The sequence below is a fragment of the Amycolatopsis sp. NPDC003676 genome, assembly GCF_053587275.1.
This window is the reverse complement of sequence record NZ_JBSFNS010000023.1, coordinates 1-22061: the sequence shown is the minus strand read 5'-3', so window position 1 is coordinate 22061 and position 22061 is coordinate 1. Positions and strand designations below refer to the sequence as shown.

Below are 22061 nucleotides of genomic sequence, written 5' to 3'. Positions count from 1 at the left end.
GCCGGTGGACGTGACGTCGGACTCAGGACGGCCCGATCCGCGCGAGGACGAGCCCGGCCGGGATGCTGACCAGCAGCAGCACGACCAACGCCTGGAAACCGTGCCGAACCCAGCGGGCGCGGCCGTCCCGCGACCCGCCGCGCCCGCCCAGGATCAGCAGCGCCAGGCCGACGACCAGAACCGCGCCGCCGACGTCCGCGACGGGCGGCACGCCAGAGAGCGTTCCGCCTAGCACGGCTGCATTTCCGAGATTCCAGGCCGCGACTTGAGCGACGACCAGCCGTCGAGCCGGCGGGTTCGGGGCGAGCAATGCCTGACCGATTCCGAGACCGACCTGAGCGATCCCGTCGACCAGTACGAGATATGCGACCGCCCACGCGCCGTGCGGGGTCGGATGCGGGGCGATGACCGCGGACGCGAGTCCGCCGGCGATCGCGCACCCGATGCCGAGTGCGGCGAACGGCGCCGCTGCGGCGGTTCGAGGAGTCATATATCCAAACTAACCTAGTGAAAACGATCAGCTCAGCCCGGTCGGCGCGGCGGGGCCCGGAACGGAAAATTCCCCGCTGTGACGGGATTCGCCCCGGGGCTCCGCAGGGGGCGGCCCGGCTGTTACGTTCGCGGACGTGACAACAAAAGCGATGCGGGCAGTGGTGCACGAAGGCGCGGCGGGAGTCGGCGGGGTGCGGGTCGCGGAGGTCCCGGCGCCGCAACCCGGACCGGGCGAAGTGCTGGTCCAGCTGAGGGCAGCCGGGCTGAACCACCGGGATCTGTTCATCGTGGACAGTCGCGCTCCGGCCGATCCCTGGGCCGTGCTGGGCTCGGACGGTGCCGGAGTGGTCGTGGCGACGGGTGCGGACACGAGCGTCGATATCGGCACCGAGGTCGTCATCAACCCGTCCCTCGACTGGGCCGAGCCGGACGTCGTGCCGGAAGTCCCCGCCATCCTCGGGGTGCCGGCGAACGGCACGCTGGCCGAGTACGTCGTCGTCCCGGCGGGCAATGTCCTGCCGAAGCCCGCGCACCTGAGCTGGACCGAAGCCGCCGCGCTCCCATTGGCCGCGCTCACCGCGTACCGGGCGCTGTTCACCCGCGGCGGGCTGACCGCCGGGGAACACGTGCTGCTGCCCGGCATCGGCAGCGGGGTCGCGACCTTCGCCCTCGCCATGGCGAAAGCCGTGGGCGCGACGGTCAGCGTCACCTCGCGCAGGCCCGAAAAGCTCGCCAGGGCAACGGAACTGGGGGCCGACCGGGCGATCGGCAGCGGCGGCGACTGGGCCGCCGAACTCGGCGAACCGGTGGACCTGGTCGTCGACAGCATCGGCTCGGCGACGTTCGACTCCTGTCTCTCGGTGCTTCGTTCCGGCGGCCGGATGGTGACGCTGGGCGCGACCACCGGCCCGGACGTCGAGTTGTCGCTGCGCAATCTCTTCTTTCGGCAGATCAGCCTGCTGGGCACGTCGATGGGGAGCGCGCGGGAGTTCTCGCAGATGGTCGCGCTGGTCACGGAACACCGGCTGCGGCCGGTGGTGCACCACGTTTACGCCATGGCGGAAGGTCCGCGCGCGCTGGGCGAACTGGCGTCCGGGGACCAGTTCGGCAAGCTGGTGCTCACGATCGGGTGACTGGCCGGTGATTTTTTGTCGGTGGCGCGTGGTGAACTGAGAGCACGAACCAAGGGAGGGGAACACCTGATGAGCAAGCGCTGGAATCCCGGGACGGTCGCGGCGCCGGTAGGCCGCTACAGCCACGTCGCGCAGGTTCCTGCCGGCCACGAGCTGGTCGTCGTGGCCGGGCAGATCGGCGCACGGCCGGACGGCACGCTCGCCGGGCCGGACGCGGAAGCGCAGACGCGCGAGGCGCTGGCGAACATCGAACGCGTGCTCGCCGCGGCGGGGGCCGGGCCGGAGCATCTGGTCAAGGTCTTCAGCATGGTCGCGGGCACTGAGCACCTGGCCGGTTTCCGCGCGGCGACCGGCGACGTGTTCAGCCGGTGGTTCCCGGAAAGCGACTGGCCGACGCAGTCGCTGATCGTCGTGGCCGCGCTCGCCAAACCGGAGCTGTTCGTGGAAATCGAGGCGATGGCGGCGGTGCCCCGATGAGCGTGCGCACGATGTCCCCTTTCCCCGGACGACAGGAAACCCGATGACCATCACTCTCGGACCGCTGCGGATCGACCCGGTAGCCGAACTGGACCACTGGCCGTTCGCCCCGGCGGACCTGTTCCCGGCAGTCACGCCGGAACACCTGGGGGAGCATCGCGGCGACCTCGACCTGTCGATCACCACGTACCTGGTGCGCACGCCGGACCAGACCGTGCTCCTCGACGCCGGGAACGGCAACGCGAAGGAGCGCCCGGTCCTGCTGGCGCACCACCAGTTCGACGCGCCGTACCTGGAGCGACTGGCCGCCGTCGGCGTCGTGCCGGAGGACGTCGACGTCGTCGTGGCGACCCACCTGCACCCCGACCACTGCGGCGGCTTCACCCAGCTGGTCGACGGTTCCTGGGATCCGACGTTCCCGCGCGCCCGGTACCTGATCCCGAGCGAGGAATACGCCTGGCTCCAACAGGTCCACGCGTCGGCGCCGGACGGCGGCGTCGCGGGCGACCTGGCGCGGACGTTCGAAGACAGCGTGCTCCCGGTCGTCGAGGCCGGTCTGGTCGAGTTGATCGACCTCCCGTACGAGGTGGCGGACGGCATCACTCTGCGTGCCATGCCCGGCCACACCACCGCGCACCTGATCGCGGAACTCAACGGCGGCGGTCAGCACGCCCTGGTGAGCGGGGATGTGCTGCACCACCCGTTCCAGTTCGCGAACCTGACCCTCGCCCAAGGCGGCGACGCGGATCCCGCCGCCGCCGCGGAATCCCGGCGGACCCTGTGCGAACTGGCCGTCGAACGGGACGCGCTCCTCCTGCCCGCGCACTTCCCCGTCGGGCGGATCACGCAGGACGACGACGGTTTCCGCTACCGCCCAACTCCGCCAGGAGGTGCCTGACCCATCCTTTCGACGGCACCGTTGTCGATTTCCTGGCGGGCCGATGTCGATTCGGCGGCGCCCCATTCGACGCATGGGCATGACTGACTACGAACCGACCTCGACCCGCAACCTCGACCGCTACGGAAACGCTCCGCTGCCGTGGAGCCGTGCCCGAGACGTCCTGGCCACCGACACCCCGACCGCCGACCTGACGTTCTTCGTGGCGACCGTCCGCCCGGACGGACGTCCGCACTCGGCAGGCGTGGGCGCCGTCTGGGTGGACGACGCCCTGTACTTCGTCGGCGGACCGGACACGCGCCGCTCCCGGAACCTCGCGGCGAACCCGGCGTGCAGCATTTCGGTACGGCTGCGCGGCCTAGACCTGGTGCTGGAAGGCGATGCTCGCCGAGTCGCCGACGTCGACACCGTGGCGCACCTGGCCGAGGTCTACCGCTCCGGCGGCTGGCCAGCAGAGGCGACCGGGGACGCGCTGACGGCCCCGTTCAGCGCACCGAGCGCGGGCCTGCCGCCGTGGCACCTGTACCGGCTCACCCTGCGCCGCGCAGTGGGAGTCGCGTCGGAGGAACCGCACGGCGCGACCTGCTGGGAGTTCGCCAGGGGCTGAGCCCGGCGGCTCGCCTTCGCGCGGGTTGTGGCGCGGAACTGCCTGTTGGGAGGCGGGAGGTGATCGCGCGGCGGCTTGGCTTGGCGCGGCGGCGTTGCGGCGGGACTGCCTGCCGGGAGTTCGCCGGGGTGGAGCGCGGTGATCTGGTTCCGGCGCGGGGCCGTCGTGGTGGAACTGCGTGCCTGCGTTCAAGCCTGGTGGTCCGGCTCGGTGCGGGGGTGCTGGGGCGGAACTGCTTGCTGGGCGTCGGCCAGAGTTTGGGCGTGGCGGTCCGGCCTGGCGCGGGTCGCCGTAGCGATACTGCCCGCCGGGGATCGGGCGCGGCTGCCGGGTTTTGCCCTGGGCGGCCGTGGCAGGACCCAGTCGCGGCGGGTGGGAGTTCGCGGGACGCTGAGTGCGGTCTGCTGCGGGATGCGGTCAGGGCGGAGTCGGAATCGCGTGCCGCCGGTTGAGCGGTTCGTCCGGATCGCTGAGCGAGTGGCCGTCGCAGAACCGCCGCGCGATCATGCTCTGTCGGGCACGCGGTGGACAGTCTCAGCGGAGCGGCCGTTCGAGTGCGCGAGCGGGGGATTCGGCCACCGCAAGCAGCGTCGGGCCTTCACCGCGGAGCCTGAAAACGCCGGGAATCAAGCCCTCCGAAAAACGCCGGGAATCAAGCCCGCCCGTCCGGCCCTTCCCACTCCAGCAGCAGTTCCCGCAGGTCGTCGTTCATCCGGTCCTGTTCCGCGTGCGACAAGACGCCCAGCAGCCGAGCCTCAGTCTGGGTCTTCATCCCGAACACCTCGAGAGCCCGCGCCAGCCCCTCCTCGGTCAGGCTCACCAGGATCTGCCGCCGGTCGCCGGGGTCGATGTCGCGGCGCACCCAGCCCTTGCGTTCCAGCCCGGCCACGCGTTTGGTCACCCCGCCGGACGTCAGGCGCATGCTGTCCAGCAGCTGCCCGGCCGAGAGGCGGTACGGGGGACCCGCCCGCTTGAGCGCGCCCAGGAGTTCCACCTCCCACAAGCCGACCCCGAAGGCGTCGAACTCGCGGCGCAGTTCAGTTTCCAGGAGCCGGGCCGCGCGCAGCAGGCGGAAGCTCAGCGCCTTGCTGACCCGGTCTTCCTCGCGCACGCCGGTGATCTGCGCCATGACTCCGTCGACGTGGTCCCGCTCCGCTGGCATGGGCGAGTATTCTAACACCAGTAATTATCTTACCGGTCTCGAATCAGGATGGTCCGTGCACGCTTCCCCTGCCCCCGAGCCCGATCCGCAGCGCTGGCGCGCCTTGTGGGTGTGCCTCATCGCGGGGTTCATGACGCTGCTCGACGTCAGCATCGTCAACGTCGCGCTGCCCTCGATGGAGCACGGGATCGGTGCCACTCCCGCGGACGTCTCGTGGGTCGTCTCCGGGTACGCGCTCACGTTCGGGCTCGCGCTGGTGCCCTCGGGGCGGCTCGGCGACGACTACGGGCGCCGTCGGATGTTCCTGTTGGGGCTGGCGTTGTTCGTGGCGACCAGCGTCCTGTGCGGAGCGGCGCCGAACGCGACGTGGCTCGTCGTGGCCCGGCTGGGGCAGGGCGTCGCGGGCGGGTTGCTGAATCCGCAGATCATCGGGCTGATGCAGCAGCTGTTCTCCGGTCGCGAGCGCGGCAAGGCGTTCGGCGCGTTCGGGGCGACGGTCGGGCTGTCCACCGCGATCGGGCCGGTGCTGGGCGGGTTGCTGATCCAGGGCATCGGCGTCGACCAAGGGTGGCGTTGGGTGTTCTACGTCAACCTGCCGATCGGGATTCTCGCGATCCTGTTCGGGCTGCGGTTGCTGCCGAAGGACGCGCGCAGCGGCCGGAAGCGGACGCCGGACCTGGTCGGCAGCGTGCTGCTCGGCGTGGCGGTCGTGCTGGTGATGCTGCCGTTGATCGAGGAAGAGGAACAGGCGACGGCGCCGCGCTGGTGGCTGATGGGCGTCGCGGCCGGGTTGCTCGTGCTCTTCGTGCTGTGGGAGCGCTGGCTCGGCAACCGCGGCAAGCAGCCGCTGGTGAATCTGAAGCTGCTTACCGTGCGCAGCTACTCCATGGGTTCCGCGCTCGGAATGGTCTATTTCGCCGGATTCACCGGGATTTTCCTCGTCCTGACGCTCTTTTTCCAGCAGGGCCTCGGCTACACGCCGCTGCAGGCCGGCGCGGCGATGCTCGCGTTCGCGATCGGCTCGGCGATCTCGCCGACCATCGGCGGACGGCTCGTGCACCGGTTCGGCAGGCCGATGGTCGTCCTCGGCACCCTCCTCGTCGCGATCGGGCTCGCCGCCACCGCGTGGCTCGTCCGCGACTACTCCGGCGCGAACACCGCGTTCGTGCTGGCCGCGCCGCTGTTCGTCGGCGGGTTCGGCAGCGGGCTGGTGATTTCGCCGAACTCGACGCTCGCCTTGGAAGAAGTCCCGCCCGTGGAGGGCGGCACCGCGGCCGGAGTGCTGCAGACCGGGCAGCGGATCGGTTCGGCGGTCGGGACGGCGCTCGGCGGATCGCTGTTCTTCGGCGAACTCGGCCGCTCGCACGGGGATTACCACTCGGCGACCGCGCTCGGGCTGATGGGCTCGACCGCGCTGGTCGTGCTCGCGTTGCTGTTCGGGGTCGTCGACGTGCTGCTGTCGCGGACACGGAAACGCCGCGACACAACGCCGAGTACGCCGTCCGCGGCGATTTCCGGCGCGGTGAGCGGCCTTGCTTCCGGCGAAACCGCCTCGGTGAGCCTGACCTCCTTGGAAACCCACGAAGTACGCCGCACCAGCACCGGCGCGGACAGCAGCTTCGCCCTCGACGCCCCGGCGGGCACGTACCTGCTGCTGGTCCAGGCGGGCGGCCGCGAACCGGTGGCCCGGCACGTGCGGCTGGGCGCCGAGCCGGTGCGCGAAGACGTCGAACTGGCACGGTCGGTCCGGCTCACCGGCACGGTGCACGCGATCCGCGGCCCGTTCCCGGGTGCGCAGGTCGCGGTGCTGGACGCCGAGGGCCAGGTCCAGCGGGTGACCGTCACGGACGAGGCGGGCCACTACACCGTCGACGATCTGTTCCCCGGCGAGTACACCGTCGTCGTCACCGGGTATCAGCCGGTCGCGGGCCCGGTGCAGCTGACGGACGAGGGACCGGTCCGGTTCGATCCGTTGCTGCGCTTGGTTTCCGCGGACAAAGCCTAATCGGAGACGAGCGCCAGCACCGCCAGCGCTTGGTCCCGCATCGCGACGTCCAGGAACGTTCCGTCGGCAAGCGCGATCGCGCCCACCCCGGCCTGGGTGGCACCGTCCATTCGGGACAAAACCTCCCGCGCCCGGGCGACCTCCTCCGCGGTTGGCAAGAACGCCGCGCGGATCGTCGGCAGCTGCACCGGATGGATTGCCGTTCGGCCGCGGAACCCGAGCGCCCGCCCGGAACGGCAGCTTTCCGCCAGCCCCTCGAGATCCCGGACGTTCGCGTACACCGACATCGCGGGCGGCGGCAGGCGCGCGGCGCGGGCGGCGTTCACGATCCGGCTGCGGGCCCAGGTGAGCCCGGCTTCGTCGGCGAGCCGCAGGTCGGACCGCAGATCCGCCTCGCCCAGCCCAAGCGACGCCGTTTGCGGGGAAGCGAGCGCGATCTCCAGCGCCCGCTCCACCCCGAGCGCTGACTCGATCAGGGGGTGCAATTCCCGGCCTGGCAAAGCATCGGCGTGCGACCGGACGTCAACCGAACTCTCGACCTTCGGCAACCGCGCACCGACCCACGTCGGCAGCGCGGCAACCGCGGCCACGTCCGCCGCGTGCCACGGCGTGTCCGGGTTGTTGATCCGCACCTGCACCGGCCGCGACGCGGGCACATCGGCCAGCAGTCGCATCGCGTTGTCCCTCGCGGCATCTTTCTGCGCGGGCGCGACGGCATCCTCCAGATCGACCAGCACGACATCCGCGTCCGACGCGAGCGCCTTGGCGACGCGGTCGGGCCGGTCCGCCGGGACGTAGAGCAGGGTCAGCGCGGGGGTCATACCGCTCCCTCCGCGCGAAGTTCAGCGATTCGCGACGGAGCGAAGCCCAGCGCGCCGAGCACCTCGTCGGTGTCCGCGCCGTGCGGTCGTCCGGTGAAGCCGATGACGCCGTCGTTGTCCGACAACCGAAAGAGCGGTCCCTGCATCAACGTCGTGCCCAGTTCCGGGTCTTCGATCTCGTGGATCGTGCCCAGCGCGCGGAACTGCGGGTCTCCCACGATGTCGGCCGCGTCGTAGATCGGCGCGACCGCGGCCTGCGCCTCCTCGAACGCGGCCACGACCTCCTCGCGGGTGTGCTGCGCGATCCAGCCGCCGACGGCCTCGTCCAGTTCGTCCGCGTGCGCGGCCCGGTCCGCGCCGGTCGCGAACCACGGCTCGTCGGCCAGTTCCGGACGGCCGACCAGCCGCACGACGCGTTCCGCGATCGATTGCGCCGACGTCGACACCGCCACCCACTGGCCGTCGCTCGTGCGGTAGGTGTTGCGCGGCGCGTTGTTCGTGGACCGGTTGCCGGTGCGCGGCTGGACCGTGCCGAGTTGGTCCCACCGCGTGATCTGCGGTCCGAGCATGGCGAGAATCGGCTCGATGATCGCGACGTCCACGACTTGGCCGCGTCCGCTGGCAGCACGCCCGGTAAGCGCGACCATGATCGCGTACGCGGTGGCCAGCGACGCGACCCCGTCGGCGAGCCCGAACGGCGGCAGCGTCGGCGGGCCGTCCGGTTCGCCGGTGGCCGCGGCGAATCCGCTCATCGCCTCGGCGAGGGTGCCGAAGCCAGGCCGCGAGCGGTACGGGCCGAGCTGACCGAACCCGGTTACCCGCGCGAGCACCAGCCCAGGGTTGCGTGCGGACAGTTCCTCGTAACCGAGGCCCCAGCGTTCGAGCGTGCCCGGGCGGAAGTTCTCGATCACCACGTCCGCGGTTTCGGCGAGCGCCAGGAACACCTCGCGCCCGCCGTCGCTGCTGAGGTTCGCGGTGACGGTGCGTTTGTTGCGCCCCAACGTCTTCCACCACAGGTTGACGTCGCCCTTGGCCACGCCGTGCGTGCGCGACGGGTCGGGCCGCGACGGGTGCTCGACCTTGATCACCTCGGCGCCCATGTCGCCCAGGTGCATCGCGGCCATCGGCCCGGCGAACAACGTCGACGCGTCCACCACCCGCAGCCCGGCCAGCGCCCCGGCGGACGCCTCCCTCGACACGGTCATCGCGTCACGTCCCACGCACAGCGGAACCCGACGGTCGCGCCGCGCGCCAACCCCAACCCGGGCAGCAGCAGCTTCACGCTGTAGTCCGGGGCGTGCCGACCGCCTTCGACGTACCATTCCGAACCCTCGGCGCGGTAGTCGCTGCCGCCCTTGAGCATCACGAACCGGGTCCTCCCGTCGGAGTGTTCGCTTTCGGTCCAGTTCCACACCGCCGGCGCGCCGCGCCGCAGGCCGCCGGTTTCCCCGGCGAGCTGCCATTCGTCCTCGGTCGGCAACCGGCCGCCGCGCCACGCGCAGTACGCCCGGGCGTCGTCGAGGTCCACAAAGGTCACCGGCTCGTCCTCGGCGGCAGGCCGACCGTCGACCCAATGCGCGAGGAACCGATGCGGCTCGACCGGCTGGTATCCCGTAGCGGCAAGGAATTCCGCGAACTCGCCGTTCGTCACCTCGGTGGCGGCAACCGCGACCGGCGACGGCAGCGAACCGTCTCGCTGCAGTGTCCGGGCATCGTGCAGCCGTGGCGGAAGGGGTTTCCACTCGTCCACATACGGCGCGCCCTGGTACATCCCGGTCTCGCGCCCGCGGTACCGGACCGTCAGTACATATGGCCCCGCAGGAACCACGACCGCGTCGTCCTCGGGCCCGCCACTCGTGGGCTCAGGAACGACCCGCGTCGCGAGCCGATGCGGGAAGCGAGCGTCCGGATCGTGGGGGAGAGTCGCCACCCGGGACAGCCACGACGGCTCTGTCGCACCTTCGGCGACCTGCAGCAACGCCGAAATCCCGCGCGCAGGCACCCGCCCGTCAGCGAAAAGATCGATCACCGGCCCGTCAACGACCGGCCCGAGATAATCCGAGTCACCCCGGTTCACGACCGTCCACAGTGTCCAGTCACCGAGTTCCCAGCGCGACGCGTAAACCCCAGCCGCTTCAGCTTCCGGCGTCAACGGAGCCAGCGGCGTCCATTCGCCCTCGCGCAGCAGGTCACCGGCCGCACGCTGCACCGTCACCATCCGCCGCACGGTCGCCGCGTCGCGCTGCGACCACCCGACCCACACGCCGAACACGACTTCCCACACCATCACGCCGACGTCGTTCAGCCACGCCGACTGCAGTTCCTCGGTGTGGTCGCGGTGCCACCGCCGCACGTGGTGCTGCATGTGCCGCCGCTCGTACCAGTGCGAACGCAGCACACCCGGCACCGGCGAATCGGCGAAGAACTGCGCCCACGACGCCGAGTGGTCCTCGATCCGCTCGACCGGCAGCTTCGATTCGCCCTCCAGCACGACCCCGGGCCGCGCGCGTTCGAGCTGTTCGACCAGCGCCGGATCGGCCTTCTTCAACGTGTCCAGGAAGACCCCGTCCACACCGAAATCCGCCAGCACCGCGGACAATTCCGCGGCGTCGTCGTCGCCCCGGCGCGTGCCGACGTCCCACGGGTTGTAGTCCACGAACACCCGCACGCCCGCCGAATGGAACGTCTCGACGAGCTCGCGGAGACCGGGCACGTCGCGGTAGAAGTCCCACTGGTTGCGGTCGTCGAGGCCGATCACCGGGTACGCGTGCCACAGCACGACCGCGTCGAGGCCGCCGAACCGCTGGTGCGCGTCCGCGAGGAACCGTTCCGGCGTGAACCGGTGCTCCTCGAACGAATACAGGAGCTCGTCCCACAACCAGACCTGCGCGACCGTGTGGCATCCGGCGGCCCACGCGGCTTCCGGCCGGTCGTAGGCGCGGCCGTGGTAGCTGTGCCGTTCGTGCGCGTCAGTCCGCCATTGCCGCAGCCGCGCCCGCCATTCCGGACGGTCGGCGGGGTCCGCCGGGCCGACGAAGATCTTGGCCTCGTCCAGCGCGACGAGCTGCTCAGCCGACAGGGGAGCGTCCAGCGGGACCTCGGTCGGCTGGTCGATCGGACGCGGGACGAGCGGGTCGAACACATACGTCATCAGGTGTTTCCTCCGGCAGCGAACTCGGCGACCTCCGCGGCGGTCGGCACGGCGGACTGCGCGCCGGGCCGGGTGACAGCGAGCGCGGCGGCAGCTCCGGCGAGTTGAGCGGCTTCGCGAAGCGGACGACCCTCGGCGAGTACCGCTGCGAGCACGCCACAGAACGTGTCCCCGGCTCCAGTGGTGTCCACAGGGGACACCCGGAAGCCGGGCAGATGCGCGATTTCCTCTTCCGCGACCACACAACCGGCCGCGCCGAGCGTGATCACCACAGCCGGTGCGCGCTGCTGCAAAATCCGGGCCAGCTCCTCAGGCGTACCCGACGTCCCAACCAGGTCCGCAGCCTCATGCTCGTTGACGATCAGCACGTCAAGGTCAAGCTCCGGCAGCGGCCGGGAAGGCGCGGCGTTGAGCACCATCCGCGCGCCAGAACGTCGGGCCGCGGCGGCAGCGGTGACGGCCTCCAACGGGACTTCCAGCTGCGCGAGCACGACGTCGGCGGTGGCGATCCTCTCCAGCTGTGCCTGACCCAGCTGGAGCCGGGAATTGGCCCCAGGAGCGACCACAATGGAGTTCTCGCCGTCCGGCGACACCATGATGAACGCGGTCCCGGTCGCGCTGTCCACTCGCGACACCAGATCCGTCCGCACTCCGGCTTTCGTCAACGACGCCAACAGAAACTCCGCGCCGTCATCGACCCCGAACGCCCCGAGGAACGTCGTCTCCGCCCCACCGGCGAGCGCCGCGGCCACCGCTTGATTGGCCCCCTTGCCACCGGGGCTGCGCCGCAAATCCCCGCCGAGAACGGTCTCGCCCCCGCGCGGCTGCCGCGGAACGTCGACCACCAGATCGACATTCGCCGACCCGACGACAGCAACCCGCCCGGTCATCGCGTCACCCCGGCCGTCCGCGCGGCGAGATCGGTGATCCGCTGCTCGCCGCCGGGCAACGACGTCGCGATCCGGTTGTCGAGCGGCTTCGTCCACTGCTCGCCGATCCCGTCCATGCCTAGCAACGCACCAACGACCCCGCCGACGGTCGCAGCGGCGGAATCCGTGTCCCAGCCAGCCGTGACAGCGAGCGAGATGCTCTGCCCGAAGCCGCCATCGCCGCGAGTCAGCGCGTACGCGATCACCGCGGCATTGTTCAACACGTGCACCCAATGCAGGTCGCCGTACTCGGCGTGGAGCCGGTCCAGCCCGTCTTCGTAAGCAGCAGCTTCCCGCCCAAATCGCACTGCGGCAGCCAGCCGACTCTCCGGCGGCAGAACAGTTTCCGCCGCATCGAGGACACTGTGGACGGAGTCGCACACCATCGCCGCCGACGCCAGCGCAGCCGCCCACATCGCGCCGTAAATGCCGTTACGGGTATGGCTGAGCCGCGCGTCGACCCACGCCAGCCGCGCGGCACCCCGGACGTCACCGGGGGAGACCCAGCCGAAGACGTCGGTCCGGATCAACGCGCCGATCCACTCGCGGAACGGGTTGAGGTGCGTCGCGGTCTCCGGCACCGGCCGCGCGTCCAGCAGATTCCGGTACGCGGCGCGCTCGGCGGTGAACACCCGCCCGGCGGGCAGCTGCTCCAGCCAGAGCTGCGCGACGTCGTCGGTGGTGAACTCGCGGCCGTGCCGTTCCAGCAGCGTCAGCGCGAGGATCGGGTAGTTGAGATCGTCGTCCTCCGGCATCCCGGCGATGTTCTCCTCCAGGGAAGTCGGCCGCGAGCGCCGGTTCCACGGCCACCGCGCCGCGACGTCGTCGGGCAGCCCGACCTCGGTGAACCACCGGTCGAGCGGCCAGCGTCCGGTCGCGCGCAGGATCTCTTCGATGCCTTCGCGCGGGATCTTCTCGACCGGTTTCCCGAGCAGACATCCCGCCGCCCGCCCGGTCCACGCGCCGAGCGTCCGGTCCGAGAGGGGCCGGGGGAGCACCGGCGCGGGCGGGAGCAGCGCGGCGATCTCTTCCCAGCCGTCCGGCTCTTCCGGCGCGGCAGGACCGGGGAGTGCGGCCAGTTCTTCCAGCAGCGTCCGGGCCAGCGCCCGCAACGCTGGGGGCGCCGGCCGCGGTCCTGCCCCGCTCACGGCGGGTACCGGATCGCCGCCGGCGGCGATCCAGCGCTCCCGCACCGAGGTCACGTCCTTGCCCTCCGCGGCGGACTGGACGAACTCGTGCGCGAGCAGGTCTTCGGGCTGAGCCCAGGTCAGCCTCATGCGGCGGCCAGCGCGTCGAGAGCGGCGAGCCGCGCCTGGGCCCGCGCCCGGTCGGCCTTCACGATGTCCGTCGCGGCGGACGCGAGCAGCAGCCCGGTCTCGCGGAGGTCCATCTTGCTGGCCTCGCCGATCGGATCGATCCATTCGTCCGGCACCGAAGCCGCCCCGCCGAGCCCGGCGCAGAGCGCGCCCGCCATCGACGCGATCGAGTCCGCGTCCCGGCCGTAGTTCACCGAACCGAGCACCGCGCCGCGGTAATCGCCCTGATGTCCCAGCACAAACCCGAGCGCGGCAGGCAATTCCTCGATCGCCTTGGTCCGCGACGGCCGCCGTGCGTCCATCGACATCTGCCGGTACTCCGGCCCGACCGAATCGAACGGCGCGACGACCTCACGGATCTTCCGCGCGAGCACCCGCTCCTCGTCGTCGGTCTTCGGCGCGGCGTTCCACCCCTGGAAGGCTTCGGCAACCGCCTGCAGCGCCGCCAAAGTCCCGTCGTGCGAAACCGCGAGCGTGGCCTGCACGATGTCGTCCAGCCCAGCACCAGGAGCGACCGAAGCGGCGACCATCGCGGCCAGCACCCCGGCGGCCTCGCGGCCGTAGCTGGACTGATGCGGCGCGGTCAGGTCGATCGCCTCGGCATACGCCGCCTGCGGATCGCCCGGGTTCACGACGCCGACCGGCGCGATGTACATCGCCGCACCGCAGTTCACAATGTTGCCGACGCCCGCCTCACGCGGGTCCACATGCCCGTAATGCAGCTTCGCGACGATCCACTTCTCGGCGAGGAACACCCGCTGCAGCAACAATGCCGTCGACTCCAGCTCCGGCACCCAGCGCGGCTCGCCGATCATCAGCGGCACCAGGTCCTCGGCCATCGAGTACGCGTCGAGGTGCGCGCGGCGCTTCGCGTACACCTCCACAATCGCGCGAGTCATCAAGGTGTCGTCGGTGATGTGCCCGTCGCCCTTGTGGTACGGCGCGATCGGGCGCGCGTCCCGCCAGTTCGGGTACCACGGCGGGACGATCCCGGTCACGCGGCCGCCGTGGCGCTCCTCGATCTGCTCGGGCGTCCACCCTTCGGTCGCGCCGCCGAGCGCGTCCCCCACTGCCGCGCCGGTGATCACTGCCACCGCGCGGTCCTCCAGCCAGGTCACCGGCTTGCGTCCCTTCGTTCCCCGGCGCGGGCAGTCCGCCCGCGCCTGTTGTGCGCGCCGGGGTCGCGACGACCCCGGCGCGGCGGTCACTTGCCGACGCTCTTCCAGCCGTCCTTCAGCTGCTGCGCCAGCGTGTTCGCGTCGATCTGGTTCGCCAGGAAGCGCTGGTAGGCGGGCGTCGCGACAGTGTCCTTCCACTGCGCGTACTTGCCGGCGAACAGATACGGCGCCGAGGTCAGGTACTTGCCCGAGGCCAGGATGGTGCTCCAGCCCTTCTTCGCGCCGAGCTTCTTGTCCAGCGCCTCACGCGCGGAGTTGCTCGCCGGGATCAGCGTGTCGGCCTCGTTGAGCGCGGCGAGGTTCTCGGTGCTGGTGAAGAAGTCCAGGAACTTCGCGGCCTGCTCGACGTGCTTGGAGTCCTTGTTGACCGACAGCGTCTGCGGGTTCGCCGCCTGCGCCGGTCCGGCCGGCCCGGCGATCGGCGGCAGCGCGACCCAGTCGAGGTCCTTCGGCGCGTCCTTCTCGATGTTCGCCGCCTGGTACGAACCCTGCACGGTCATCGCGACCTGGCCCGCGTAGAACGGGGCCAGCGCCTTGCCGCCGGACTGGGTCAGCGTCACCGGAAGGATCGAGTGGTCGGTCGCGTTCATGTCGTGCACCAGCTGCGGCAGCGCCATTTCGCCCTGGCCGACGCTGATCTGCGCCTGGTCGCCGGTGCCCTCGAAGTACTTGCCACCGAACGCCGGGGCCATCGCCACGAACGTCGCGGTCGGGCTCGACAGGCCCCAGCCGAGGCCGTACTTGCCGTCCTTCGTGGCGGTCTTGGCCAGCTGGCGCAGCTGGTCCCAGGTCATCGTCTCGCCGGTCGGGACCTGTGCGCCGGACTGCTCAAGCAGCTTCTTGTTCGCGAAGACCACATAGGACTGCAGCTCGGTCGGGTAGGCGACGACCTTGCTGTCGACCGTAACCGAGTCGAGCACGCCCTTCGGGATGTCCGCTCGCTTCTGCTCGGACAGGTAAGGGGAGAGGTCGGCGAGGTAGCCGTCGGCGGCGAACGGTCCGATCCCGGCGGCCTCGTAGTGCACGATGTCCGGCGCGGTGCCCGCGTTGAACTGGGTGATCAGCTTGTCGTAGGCGCTGTCCCAGCCCGCCTGGACGACCTTCACCTGCGTGTCCGGATGCGCCTGGTTCCACGCGCCGACGATCTTGTTCGTGGCGGCGATCGCGGCCGGCTGGTCCGACAGCGACTGGAACGTGAGGGTGACCGGTCCGCCGTCCCCGCTGCCGCTGTCCGCGCCGCTGCCGCACGCCGCGGCGAGCAGGCTGGTGAGGGCGAGGCTGGCGGCGATGGCCGCGCGTCGTGTCTTCATCGACCGACCTTTCGAGGGTGTTTCCGATGGGGTGGGGCTCATCCCTTCACCGCCCCGGCCATGAGGCCGCCGGTGAGTTTCTTCCGCAGGAGGCTGAAGAAGGCGATGCTCGGGATCGCCGCGAGCACGGCGCCCGCGGCCAGCGGGCCGAGGGCGACCTTGCCCTCGCCGCCGATGAACATGGTGAGCGTGATCGGCAGCGTGTAGTTCTCCGGCGACTGCAGCAGCACCAGCGCGAAGAAGAACTCGTTCCACGACGACACGAAGCTGAACATCGCGGTCGCGACCACGCCAGGGGCCAGCAGCGGGAACACGATCGTGCGCAGCACGGTGAACCGCGTCGCGCCGTCCATCGCCCCGGCCTCCTCGAGGTCGACCGGGATCGCCGCGACGTAGCCCTGCAGCATCCACAGCGCGAACGGGAGGATGTAGGTGGTGTGCACGAGCGTCAGCCCGACGAGGCTGTCGGCGAGGCCGAGCGTCCGCAGCACGAGGAACAGCGGCAGGATCACCAGGACCACCGGGAACACCTGGCTGACCAGGATCCAGGTGACGCCCGCGATGCGCAGCTTTCCCTTGAGCCGGGCCAGTACGTAGGCCGCGGGCACCGAGATCAGGATCGCCAGCACGGTGCTGGCCAGCGCGACCAGCAGGCTGTTGAACGCCGAATGCAGCAGACCCTGGCGGGAGAGCGCTTCGCCGTAGTTGTCCCAATGCCATTCGCTCGGGATGAGGTTGACCGACAGCGAGTTCAGCTCCGCCGACGATTTCACCGACGCGGAAATCAGCCACAGCAACGGGAAACCGAGGAACAGCAGGTACAGCACGAGAGCCAGGTACTGCGCGGGGCGCACGGACCAGCGCATCGCTCACCGCCCCCTTTCCGGGCGGTCGCCGCGGAACTGCGACCGCAGGTAGATCGCGAGCAGCGCGACGACCACGATGACGAGGACCAGCCCCATCGCGGCGGCGTAGCCGATCTCGCGGTTCTTGAACGCTTCGAGGTACACGAACAGCACCGGGACCATGGTCTTTCCGCCCGGGCCGCCCGCGGTGAGCACGTAAACGAGCGAGAAGGAATTGAAATTCCAGATAAAGTTCAGGGAAGTAATGGAGCTGACGATGGGGCGCATACTCGGCCACGTCACCGCAGTGAAGCGCCGCCATGCGCCAGCGCCGTCCACGGCTGCCGCTTCGTGCAGTTCAGTCGGGATCTGTTGCAGGCCAGCGAGAAGCGTCACGGTGGTCTGCGGCATGCCTACCCAGACGCCGACCACGATCACCGCGGGCAAGGCGGTGTTGAAATCGCCGAGCCAGTTGATTCCGTCCGGCAGGCCGATGCTGCCGAGGAATGCGTTCAGCGGACCGCCGTTGGCCGAGTAAATCATTTGCCACATAATCGCGACGACCACCGGCGGCATCGCCCACGGAATGAGTGCGAGCACTCGGGTGAGGCCCTGCAGTTTGAGGCCGGAGTTGAGCAGCAGTGCGAGGCCCATCGCGGCGGCCAACTGCAGGACGGTCACCCCGACCGTCCAAATCAGACCGATCCGCAGCGAGTCCCAGAACAGCGAGTTCCCGCCGAGGCGGACGAAGTTGTCGATCCCGGCGAAGCCGAAGTCCGGATGCCGCACCAGCCGCGTGTCGGTGAACGCCAGCACGATGCCGATCACCAGCGGGGCCACCGACAGCACCAGAATCGGGATCAGCGACGGCATCACCAGCGCGATCGCCTCGCGCCGGCGCGTGCGGGCCTGCGTGGTCTTCTTCGGGCGCGGCGGGGGAGCGGGAGCGGCTCGCCTCGGCTGCGTCGCGGTGGTCATTCCGCGTCCTCCACGTTCTGGTCCACAGTGGACTCCCGGACGAACAGCTCGGTCCCGACCGAAATCTGCTGGGCCGGGGCGTCCGCGTCGTCGGTGAGCCCGAGCATGAGCCGGGCGGCGGCGCGCCCGCGCTCGGCCGAGCCGAGGGACACGCTGGTCAGCCGGGGGAGGAAGACCTGCCCGAGTTCGGTGTCGTCCATGCCGGTGACGGCGACGTCGCGCGGGATGCTGAGCCCCAGTTCCCGGGCGGTGCGGATGGCCCCGATGGCGAGCAGGTCGTTGGCCGCGACGATGGCGTCCGGCCTTTCTGGACGGTCGAGCAGCTTCCGGGCGGCCTCGATCCCTGCCGCGACAGTGAAATCGGCGGCGACCTCGACGTCCGTCTTGGCGGCGAAGTCCTTTGCGGACACCGCTTCGTCGAACCCGCGCTGCCGCGAGGAGCCCGGCGTCGTGTCGAGCGGCCCGTTGAGGAAGCCGATCCGGCGGCGGCCCAGCGAAACGACGTGCTGCACCGCCGCGCCGATCCCGGCGGCGGAATCCGTGGAGACCGAACTGATCCCGCGGTCGCTCATCGCGCGGCCGATCACCACGACCGGCACCGGAGCCTGGCCGATCTGCTCGATCAGCTCGTCGTCGGTGCGCAGCGGGATGACGATCATGCCGTCGACGAACCCGCCGTGCAGGCTGTGCATGAGTTCGGTGGTCGAGGACGCGGTGTCCCCAGTGGACATCACCACGACCCGATATCCGTGCGGCGCAAGGACTTCGTGAATTCCGCGCATGATCTCGACGTAGACGGGGTTGCCGATGTCGGCCACCGCGAACGCGATCTGTGACGTCTTCTTCAGCCGCAACGACCGCCCGATCGCGTCCGCGCTGTACCCGAGTTCCGCCGCGGCCGCGCGCACGCGCTCGACCATCGCCTTGCTGGCGCCGGTCCCGTGCAGCGCGCGCGAGGTCGAAGCCAGCGACACGCCGGCGCGCTCGGCCACCTGGATCAGCGTGGCTCGGGTTGACGTCATCGTCCCTCCCAGTCGGACACAGCGAGCAACAGTGCGGATACCGCTTCTGGAAACGTTTCCAGTCTACGGACTGGATGGATTGGAAACGTTTCCAAGCGGTGCCGGGATCATGTCACCCGGATGGCGGACGTGTCAACGGAGCTGGTGCGACGTCCCGGGATCTGTGACTGCAGCGTGACGTGCGCTGGTCTAGACGGAACGCCAATCGGCGCGGACCACATCCGCCGCCGAGGGAGCGTTGTCGGGATCGGTCAGCCACTGCAGCGCGGTCCCGACCAGCAGCGAGTAGTAATGCGCGCCGATCGCGTGGACGTCCTTCGGATCCGCGTCCGGCCCCAGATCGCCGAATGCGCGCGCTAGTCCGACGCGCGCCAGCTGCTGCCCTTCGGCATTGATCTTCCGGACCTTCTCGTCGTGCTGCAGGTAGCTGACGCTCTCGAAGTTCACGAACCACAGCTCGCGGTGTTCGCGGATCGACTCGATGATCCGCGCCCAGCGCTGCTCCGGCCCGGCCTTCTCGTCGTCCGGGTCGGAGAGGACGGCGAACAGCATTTCGCCCCACTCGGTGTTGAGGTCGGACAGCGCCTGTGTGAGCAGCTGTTCCTTCGAGCCGAAGTGGTAGTTGATCGACGCCTGGTTGGCCCCGGAGGCGGCGACGAGGTCACGCACCGTCGTGCGCGCGTAGCCGGCTTTGAGGAGGCATTCCCGGGCGGCGGTGATCAGGTTCTCGCGGTGTCCCACGCGTGCTACCGTATCATGTAAACGTTCGTTTTAAACGTTCATTCAAACTCTCTGGGAGGACTGGAAGATGACCGCACCCGCGATCCGCACCAGACGGCTGCGCTGCCGCTTCGAAGGCGAAGGCGGCCCGGTCGACGCACTGCGCGGCGTGGACTTGGACGTCCCGCGCGGCGCCTTCGCGGCGATCATGGGCCCGTCGGGCTCAGGGAAGACGACATTGCTTCACTGCGCGGCTGGCCTGCGCGCCCCGACCGAAGGCACCGTCGAACTGGACGGCGCTGATCTGTCTGCTTTGGACGAACCGCGCCTGGCCGAGCTGCGGCGCCAGCGGATCGGGTTCGTGTTCCAGCAGTTCAACCTGCTGCCCGCGCTGACGGCGGAGGAAAACATCGAACTGCCGTTGCGGTTGGACGGTCGCCGCCCGGACCCGCAGCGCACCGCGGCGTTGCTGGCACAGGTCGGTCTGGCACAGCGCGGGGGACACCGTCCGGGCCAGCTGTCCGGCGGGCAGCAGCAACGAGTGGCTGTGGCGCGGGCGCTCGTGACGGATCCGGAGGTGGTTTTCGCCGACGAACCGACTGGCGCACTGGACATCCGGAGCGCGCGGGAAGTGCTGGGCTTGCTGCGGCATCTGGCGGACCGGGGCCAGACGATCGTGATGGTGACGCATGACCCGGTGGCCGCGTCTTATGCGGACGCGGTGCTGTTCCTGGCGGACGGGCTCGTGGTCGATCAGCTGGCCCGGCCGACTGCCGCGGCGGTGGCGAACCGGATGGCCGTGCTTGTCGAATCCGCCGAGCGGGCGGCGAACGCGGTGGGTGCTCGGTGATGCGGCGCGAAAGCCGAGTGGCGACAGGAAGAGTGAAGGGGCTCGACGTGGTGGGACTTGCTTTGGGGCTGGTCGGTGATGCCGTGGCGACCGGCCGGGTGGCGGTCGTCGAGAGGTCGAGTGCGGCGGCCATGCGTTCGAGGGGGAATTGACATGTTGAAACTCGCTCTACGGCTGGTCGGTGATCATCGTGTCGCTGCCGTGGCGTTCGTCGAGGCGGCGCGCTCGGTGAGGTCGAGTTCGGTGGCCGTGCGTCCGAGGGGGAATTGACATGCTGAAACTCGCTCTGCGGCTCTTCGGCCACCACCGCGCGGCCGCTATAGCCACCGGTCTGGTCGCGCTCGTCGGGATGGCGCTGGTGGTCGCGATGACCGCCCTGCTCGGCACCGGCCTCTCCGGCAGCACTGCTCCGGCCGATCGGGGATTTCTCACCCAGTTCCCGCTCATCCTGGGCGGTTGGGTGGTGGCGATCGTCGTGTTCGCGATGGTGTCGACGATCGGCGTCACGCTCGCCGCGCGGTCCGGCGAGATCGGCGGGCTGCGGCTGATCGGTGCGGCACCGCGGCAAATCCGGGTGCTCGTCTCGATGGAAACCCTCGCGATCACCGCGGTGGCGGCGTTGCCCGGTCTGGGGCTCGGCTACCTGCTGGGGTTCCTTTTGCTGACCGGGGTCCGTTCGTCCGGGCTCACCGCGTCGAGCACGTCGTTCGCTCCTGGGATCGTGCTGCCGCTGGCCGGTGTCGTGGTCGTGCTGCTGGCCGGAGTGCTCGCGGCGTGGATCGGCAGTCGCGGTCCGGCTCGGCGCAGTCCGGTCGAAGAAGATTCCGGACCGCGCCGGGTCAGGTCGGCGCGGCCGCGGCGGATTGCCGCGATCACCTTGCTGGCAGCGGGTTTCGGCTCGGCTAGCGCGGTGCTGGCCTTGCCCGCCGACAGCATCGCGACGACAGGGATGACCGGACCAGCCGTGGTGCTGTGCTCGATCGGGTTCGCGATCCTCGCGCCGGAACTGATCACCGTGGCGAACCGGATCGTCGGCCGCCTCTCGCTCGGGGCGAAGAACGCCGAAGCGCATCTGGCGGGCGTGAACCTGCGCGCCGCGCCGGAACGTGCCCGTCCGATCGTCACCTTCCTGACGCTGCTGGTCGGCGTCTCCGCGGGCACATTGGCCATGCAGGGCATCGAAAATCAGCACAGCGTCCCGGGCAGCACCGCTGACGTCCTGGCGTCGATCAACTACCTGGTGGTCGTGCTGATCTCGCTGTTCATGGCGATCGCGCTGACCAACAACCTGGTGGCCGCGATCGGCGACCGCCGGACGGAGTTCGCGACGCTGTCGCTGATCGGCTCGACCGTCCGGCAGGTGCGCGGCGTGCTCCTGCGCGAAACCGCCGCCGCGACCCTGCTGGCGATCGTCGTCGCGGTGGTGGGTTCGGTGTTGTGCGTGCTGCCGTTCTCGATCGTCAAGACGGGCGGTCCAGCGGCGGCGTTCGGTGTCACGCCGTTTGTGGTGAGCGCAGTTTTCGGGGGAGGAGTGGTGTTGCTGGTGACGTCGGTGGCCGGAGCACGGGTGATTCGCGCGGCGGCGGTGGCCGGGTAGCCGGTCGCTTGCGATACTCGGGGCATGATTTTGATCGTCCTCAAAGCACAGATCCGCCCCGAGAAGCGAGCCGAATGGCTGGAAGGCATCGAACGCTACACCGCGAACGTGCGGAGCGAACCGGGCAATGTGTCGTTCGACTATTACCAGAACGGCGGCGACGAGAACGAATTCGTGATGGTCGAGGTCTTCGCCGACAGTGCCGCCGGGGACGCGCACGTCGCGACCGCGCACGCGCAGGAGTTCTTCCCGTTCATGTCGACAGTCGTGGCGAAGAAGCCGGAGATCAATTACCAGAATCTCGATGGTGCGGCGTGGTCGGAAATGGCCGAGGTCACCCCGGTGGACTAGCGGCGGGCCGTGAAGGGAACCGTGCTGGACTCGGAGTAAATGGCAGGAACTTGAGACGTCGCTCGGGGTGGGGTTGAGGCGGGTCTGCGCAGGCCGTAGCGGCTGGCGGGCCTGGGAGTTTCTTGCCGAGGGGCCGGTGCGGGCGGCGGAGGCTGGGTTGTCGTACGTGAGGGGAACCCTGAGGGAATCTGATTCCCTCAGGGTTCCCCTCACGGCACA

General features: G+C 70.0%; 21 protein-coding genes. 8 read left to right on the top strand and 13 right to left on the bottom strand.

The window, feature by feature from the left end; genetic code table 11:
• Positions 1-22: 22 nt before the first annotated feature.
• Positions 23-490, bottom strand: a complete 468-nt coding sequence (locus ACWDNU_RS16550; RefSeq protein WP_449669457.1) for a hypothetical protein — start codon at positions 488-490, stop codon at positions 23-25.
• Between the two features lie 136 nt (positions 491-626).
• Between ACWDNU_RS16550 and ACWDNU_RS16545 the strand changes: the two genes are divergently transcribed.
• From ACWDNU_RS16545 to ACWDNU_RS16530, 4 genes are all read left to right on the top strand, one after another.
• On the top strand, positions 627-1625 hold the full coding sequence (locus tag ACWDNU_RS16545) for a zinc-binding dehydrogenase (RefSeq protein WP_449669456.1): 999 nt from the start codon (positions 627-629) through the stop codon (positions 1623-1625).
• Positions 1626-1694: 69 nt separating this feature from the next.
• Positions 1695-2102 carry a RidA family protein gene (locus ACWDNU_RS16540; protein WP_449669455.1) on the top strand — a complete coding sequence of 136 codons (408 nt, stop codon included), beginning with the start codon at positions 1695-1697 and terminating at the stop codon, positions 2100-2102.
• A 43-nt stretch (positions 2103-2145) separates the two neighbouring features.
• A complete protein-coding gene (locus ACWDNU_RS16535; RefSeq protein ID WP_449669454.1) occupies positions 2146-3000 on the top strand; it encodes an MBL fold metallo-hydrolase in 855 nt (284 codons plus the stop codon).
• Positions 3001-3079: 79 nt separating this feature from the next.
• Complete coding sequence (locus tag ACWDNU_RS16530) at positions 3080-3607, top strand: pyridoxamine 5'-phosphate oxidase family protein (RefSeq protein WP_449669453.1); 528 nt, start codon at positions 3080-3082, stop codon at positions 3605-3607.
• A gap of 652 nt (positions 3608-4259) precedes the next feature.
• Here the strand turns inward: ACWDNU_RS16530 and ACWDNU_RS16525 are convergent.
• Positions 4260-4769: a MarR family winged helix-turn-helix transcriptional regulator gene (locus ACWDNU_RS16525; protein ID WP_354735092.1), complete on the bottom strand. Its 510-nt coding sequence runs from the start codon at positions 4767-4769 to the stop codon at positions 4260-4262.
• A gap of 55 nt (positions 4770-4824) precedes the next feature.
• Here ACWDNU_RS16525 and ACWDNU_RS16520 point away from each other — a divergent pair, with 55 nt between their 5' ends.
• A complete protein-coding gene (locus ACWDNU_RS16520; protein WP_449669452.1) occupies positions 4825-6774 on the top strand; it encodes an MFS transporter in 1950 nt (649 codons plus the stop codon).
• Here the strand turns inward: ACWDNU_RS16520 and ACWDNU_RS16515 are convergent.
• The 11 genes from ACWDNU_RS16515 to ACWDNU_RS16465 form a co-directional block, all read right to left on the bottom strand.
• The gene (locus ACWDNU_RS16515) at positions 6771-7595 is read right to left on the bottom strand and encodes an HpcH/HpaI aldolase/citrate lyase family protein (RefSeq protein WP_449669451.1); all 825 of its coding nucleotides are present in this window, start codon (positions 7593-7595) and stop codon (positions 6771-6773) included. The genes ACWDNU_RS16520 and ACWDNU_RS16515 overlap by 4 nt on opposite strands.
• Positions 7592-8800 (bottom strand): CaiB/BaiF CoA transferase family protein, encoded by a 1209-nt coding sequence (locus ACWDNU_RS16510; protein ID WP_449669450.1) that lies wholly within the window; start codon positions 8798-8800, stop codon positions 7592-7594. The genes ACWDNU_RS16515 and ACWDNU_RS16510 overlap by 4 nt, the downstream gene beginning before the upstream one ends.
• Positions 8797-10746 (bottom strand): SUMF1/EgtB/PvdO family nonheme iron enzyme, encoded by a 1950-nt coding sequence (locus ACWDNU_RS16505; RefSeq protein ID WP_449669449.1) that lies wholly within the window; start codon positions 10744-10746, stop codon positions 8797-8799. The genes ACWDNU_RS16510 and ACWDNU_RS16505 overlap by 4 nt, the downstream gene beginning before the upstream one ends.
• On the bottom strand, positions 10746-11636 hold the full coding sequence (locus ACWDNU_RS16500; protein ID WP_449669448.1) for a ribokinase: 891 nt from the start codon (positions 11634-11636) through the stop codon (positions 10746-10748). Before ACWDNU_RS16500 ends, ACWDNU_RS16505 begins: the two co-directional genes overlap by 1 nt.
• Positions 11633-12952 (bottom strand): ADP-ribosylglycohydrolase family protein, encoded by a 1320-nt coding sequence (locus tag ACWDNU_RS16495; protein ID WP_449669447.1) that lies wholly within the window; start codon positions 12950-12952, stop codon positions 11633-11635. The genes ACWDNU_RS16500 and ACWDNU_RS16495 overlap by 4 nt, the downstream gene beginning before the upstream one ends.
• Positions 12949-14109, bottom strand: a complete 1161-nt coding sequence (locus tag ACWDNU_RS16490; protein WP_449669446.1) for an ADP-ribosylglycohydrolase family protein — start codon at positions 14107-14109, stop codon at positions 12949-12951. Before ACWDNU_RS16490 ends, ACWDNU_RS16495 begins: the two co-directional genes overlap by 4 nt.
• A gap of 86 nt (positions 14110-14195) precedes the next feature.
• Positions 14196-15479: an ABC transporter substrate-binding protein gene (locus ACWDNU_RS16485; RefSeq protein ID WP_370936661.1), complete on the bottom strand. Its 1284-nt coding sequence runs from the start codon at positions 15477-15479 to the stop codon at positions 14196-14198.
• Between the two features lie 38 nt (positions 15480-15517).
• On the bottom strand, positions 15518-16345 hold the full coding sequence (locus tag ACWDNU_RS16480; protein WP_370936662.1) for a carbohydrate ABC transporter permease: 828 nt from the start codon (positions 16343-16345) through the stop codon (positions 15518-15520).
• A gap of 3 nt (positions 16346-16348) precedes the next feature.
• On the bottom strand, positions 16349-17302 hold the full coding sequence (locus tag ACWDNU_RS16475) for a carbohydrate ABC transporter permease (RefSeq protein ID WP_370936663.1): 954 nt from the start codon (positions 17300-17302) through the stop codon (positions 16349-16351).
• Positions 17299-18324, bottom strand: a complete 1026-nt coding sequence (locus tag ACWDNU_RS16470; RefSeq protein ID WP_449669445.1) for a LacI family DNA-binding transcriptional regulator — start codon at positions 18322-18324, stop codon at positions 17299-17301. The genes ACWDNU_RS16475 and ACWDNU_RS16470 overlap by 4 nt, the downstream gene beginning before the upstream one ends.
• Positions 18325-18513: 189 nt before the next feature.
• Entirely contained in the window at positions 18514-19065 is a 552-nt protein-coding gene (locus ACWDNU_RS16465; protein WP_370936665.1) for a TetR/AcrR family transcriptional regulator, read from the bottom strand.
• 67 nt (positions 19066-19132) lie between these two features.
• Here ACWDNU_RS16465 and ACWDNU_RS16460 point away from each other — a divergent pair, with 67 nt between their 5' ends.
• The 3 genes from ACWDNU_RS16460 to ACWDNU_RS16450 all read left to right on the top strand — a co-directional run bounded on the left by ACWDNU_RS16460 (position 19133) and on the right by ACWDNU_RS16450 (position 21842).
• Positions 19133-19894, top strand: a complete 762-nt coding sequence (locus ACWDNU_RS16460; protein WP_449669444.1) for an ABC transporter ATP-binding protein — start codon at positions 19133-19135, stop codon at positions 19892-19894.
• A gap of 271 nt (positions 19895-20165) precedes the next feature.
• Positions 20166-21491 (top strand): FtsX-like permease family protein, encoded by a 1326-nt coding sequence (locus ACWDNU_RS16455; RefSeq protein WP_449669443.1) that lies wholly within the window; start codon positions 20166-20168, stop codon positions 21489-21491.
• Between the two features lie 24 nt (positions 21492-21515).
• Entirely contained in the window at positions 21516-21842 is a 327-nt protein-coding gene (locus tag ACWDNU_RS16450; RefSeq protein WP_354735078.1) for a putative quinol monooxygenase, read from the top strand.
• Positions 21843-22061: the final 219 nt, after the last annotated feature.

Coding starts and splice junctions, on each gene's coding strand:
- ACWDNU_RS16550 (WP_449669457.1), bottom strand. CDS start 490: ATGACTCCTCGAACCGCCGCAGCGGCGCCGTTCGCCGCACTCGGCATC.
- ACWDNU_RS16540 (WP_449669455.1), top strand. CDS start 1,695: ATGAGCAAGCGCTGGAATCCCGGGACGGTCGCGGCGCCGGTAGGCCGC.
- ACWDNU_RS16535 (WP_449669454.1), top strand. CDS start 2,146: ATGACCATCACTCTCGGACCGCTGCGGATCGACCCGGTAGCCGAACTG.
- ACWDNU_RS16530 (WP_449669453.1), top strand. CDS start 3,080: ATGACTGACTACGAACCGACCTCGACCCGCAACCTCGACCGCTACGGA.
- ACWDNU_RS16525 (WP_354735092.1), bottom strand. CDS start 4,769: ATGCCAGCGGAGCGGGACCACGTCGACGGAGTCATGGCGCAGATCACC.
- ACWDNU_RS16515 (WP_449669451.1), bottom strand. CDS start 7,595: ATGACCCCCGCGCTGACCCTGCTCTACGTCCCGGCGGACCGGCCCGAC.
- ACWDNU_RS16510 (WP_449669450.1), bottom strand. CDS start 8,800: ATGACCGTGTCGAGGGAGGCGTCCGCCGGGGCGCTGGCCGGGCTGCGG.
- ACWDNU_RS16505 (WP_449669449.1), bottom strand. CDS start 10,746: ATGACGTATGTGTTCGACCCGCTCGTCCCGCGTCCGATCGACCAGCCG.
- ACWDNU_RS16500 (WP_449669448.1), bottom strand. CDS start 11,636: ATGACCGGGCGGGTTGCTGTCGTCGGGTCGGCGAATGTCGATCTGGTG.
- ACWDNU_RS16495 (WP_449669447.1), bottom strand. CDS start 12,952: ATGAGGCTGACCTGGGCTCAGCCCGAAGACCTGCTCGCGCACGAGTTC.
- ACWDNU_RS16485 (WP_370936661.1), bottom strand. CDS start 15,479: ATGAAGACACGACGCGCGGCCATCGCCGCCAGCCTCGCCCTCACCAGC.
- ACWDNU_RS16480 (WP_370936662.1), bottom strand. CDS start 16,345: ATGCGCTGGTCCGTGCGCCCCGCGCAGTACCTGGCTCTCGTGCTGTAC.
- ACWDNU_RS16475 (WP_370936663.1), bottom strand. CDS start 17,302: ATGACCACCGCGACGCAGCCGAGGCGAGCCGCTCCCGCTCCCCCGCCG.
- ACWDNU_RS16470 (WP_449669445.1), bottom strand. CDS start 18,324: ATGACGTCAACCCGAGCCACGCTGATCCAGGTGGCCGAGCGCGCCGGC.
- ACWDNU_RS16460 (WP_449669444.1), top strand. CDS start 19,133: ATGACCGCACCCGCGATCCGCACCAGACGGCTGCGCTGCCGCTTCGAA.
- ACWDNU_RS16455 (WP_449669443.1), top strand. CDS start 20,166: ATGCTGAAACTCGCTCTGCGGCTCTTCGGCCACCACCGCGCGGCCGCT.
- ACWDNU_RS16450 (WP_354735078.1), top strand. CDS start 21,516: ATGATTTTGATCGTCCTCAAAGCACAGATCCGCCCCGAGAAGCGAGCC.